Below are 1,754 nucleotides of genomic sequence, written 5' to 3'. Positions count from 1 at the left end.
GACGACACGAGTGCGTCTGCCCTGTCGATCGACCTGAAGCGCGGCACCGCCGCCGGCACGGCCGCGCAGGGCATCTTCGTCACGTCGACCGACGGCGGCACCACCGGCCGGCTGCTGACGCTTCGCAACGGCGGCGCCAACCTCGTCACCGTCCCTGCGGCTGGCAGCATCTACACGGCGACCGGCGCTTTCGGCGAGCAGCTGCCCGTCAACCATGGGATGACCGGCTGGACCTACGACCCGGTCATCGCGACGACGGGCTCGCTGCTGACGAACGGCACCGTCTACCTCAGCAAGATTCACATCCCCGATGATGTGGCCATCACCAAGGTGTACTGGTGGGTGACCACGGCGGGCGCCACCGCCACCGCTGGGCAGAACTGGGTTGGCCTCTACAGCGCCGCAGGAACTCGCCTCGCCACTACCGGCGTCGACGCGTCGATCACCAGCACCGGGCTGAAGACCACCACCATCAGCAGCGTCAACGTCACCGCAGGGTCCTATGTCTGGGTGGCGATGGTGTTCAACGCGGGCACCGCCCCCACCATGGCCCGCGCTACCGGCAACGGCGGCCTCGCCACCGCAGTCAACGCGGGCCTCACCGCTGGCACCTACCGGTTCGCCACCAACGGCACCGCCCAGACCACGCTGCCAGCGTCCATCACACCCGGCTCCAACACGGCAGCCGGCTTCGCCGGGCCCTGGGCCGCCATCGGACCCTGACCGGCACTCAACCCGCATCCCGAAAGGCCCGCGCCCATGGCCGACGAACCGAGGAACGACCGCCTCGCCGAGGCCCGTCGTGAGATCGAGGAGCACGAGCGGCAGCAGGACGAAGCCTGCCGCGCCGAGATCGAGCAGGTCCTCGCCAAGTACGGGCGCAAGCTCGTCGTCACCCAGCCGCAGATCACCATCGTCCCCACGTAGGAGACCGCCATGCCCCGCACCAACATCGCCGCGACGCAGGCCTCCCGCTCGGGGACCGTCCTGCCGGCCGCCACCGCGGGCGACGTGACCAACGGCAACAGCACCGCCAACGACGGCCGCGTCGTGCTCATCGTCAAGAACACCGGAGCGTCGTCGCGGACCATTACCTTCCCGACCACCGTGTCCGTTGACGGGCTCACCGCGCCCGTGCGTAGCGAGAGCGTGCCCGCGGGCGAGACGCAGGTGTTCGGGCCGTTCCCGCCCAACGACTACGGCACGACCCTCGCCTACAACGTCGACAACGCCGAGCTCACCGTCCAGGCGCTGAGGGTCTAGTCCTGGAACGAGCCGTCCCTACGGCGCTGATGGCGGCCCATCATGTGCTTGCACTGAGGACAGCACTTCAGGAACACGGGCTTCACCAGCCAGGCCAGGCAGATGAAGTACAGCGTGTGACGCCCCATCCGAGCGATCCACGACATCGTGCACGTCTGACAATCACGGCACCCACTGGCCACCAGAACACCCCCCTCTTCCTGGAACCCCCTGGTTCCTGGAGGGGGCACGCTAGCGCACCACAGGAGGCCCTGGATGCCATCACGGCTCAAGCCTCCCTGCTCACGGCCAGGATGTGACCAGACCAAGCCCTGCCCGATACATGGACGGGACACAAGGGCACGAGGTGGTCCACGGCAGAGGGGCTACACGGCACGGCACGAGGACCGCTTCAGGCGTGGCGTACTGGACGCCCAGCCAGTGTGTGCGCGATGTCGACGTGCACCAGCCACAGAGGCGGACCATTGGCCACGCTCACGGCAGCAGCTAGA

3 protein-coding genes and 1 pseudogene are annotated in these 1,754 nt (G+C 68.3%); 3 read left to right on the top strand and 1 reads right to left on the bottom strand.

The features are described from left to right. From IE153_RS41180 to IE153_RS41170, 3 genes and pseudogenes are all read left to right on the top strand, one after another. Positions 1-723, top strand: a pseudogene (locus IE153_RS41180) (hypothetical protein); the annotation flags it as partial. Positions 724-759: 36 nt separating this feature from the next. After that, positions 760-927 (top strand): hypothetical protein, encoded by a 168-nt coding sequence (locus IE153_RS41175; RefSeq protein ID WP_189594795.1) that lies wholly within the window; start codon positions 760-762, stop codon positions 925-927. A 9-nt stretch (positions 928-936) separates the two neighbouring features. Continuing rightward, positions 937-1,263 carry a hypothetical protein gene (locus tag IE153_RS41170; RefSeq protein ID WP_189594794.1) on the top strand — a complete coding sequence of 109 codons (327 nt, stop codon included), beginning with the start codon at positions 937-939 and terminating at the stop codon, positions 1,261-1,263. Here IE153_RS41170 and IE153_RS42530 read toward each other — a convergent pair. Further along, entirely contained in the window at positions 1,260-1,391 is a 132-nt protein-coding gene (locus tag IE153_RS42530; RefSeq protein WP_268251982.1) for a hypothetical protein, read from the bottom strand. The two genes, IE153_RS41170 and IE153_RS42530, sit on opposite strands and share 4 nt — an antisense overlap. Between the last annotated feature and the right edge of the window lie 363 nt (positions 1,392-1,754).

The organism is Streptomyces massasporeus (assembly GCF_014648995.1).
GTDB lineage: Bacteria > Actinomycetota > Actinomycetes > Streptomycetales > Streptomycetaceae > Streptomyces > Streptomyces massasporeus.
The sequence above is the reverse complement of the archived record's forward strand: the minus strand, read 5'-3'. Positions and strand labels throughout refer to the sequence as shown.

Coding starts and splice junctions, on each gene's coding strand:
- IE153_RS41175 (WP_189594795.1), top strand. CDS start 760: ATGGCCGACGAACCGAGGAACGACCGCCTCGCCGAGGCCCGTCGTGAG.
- IE153_RS41170 (WP_189594794.1), top strand. CDS start 937: ATGCCCCGCACCAACATCGCCGCGACGCAGGCCTCCCGCTCGGGGACC.
- IE153_RS42530 (WP_268251982.1), bottom strand. CDS start 1,391: ATGGGGCGTCACACGCTGTACTTCATCTGCCTGGCCTGGCTGGTGAAG.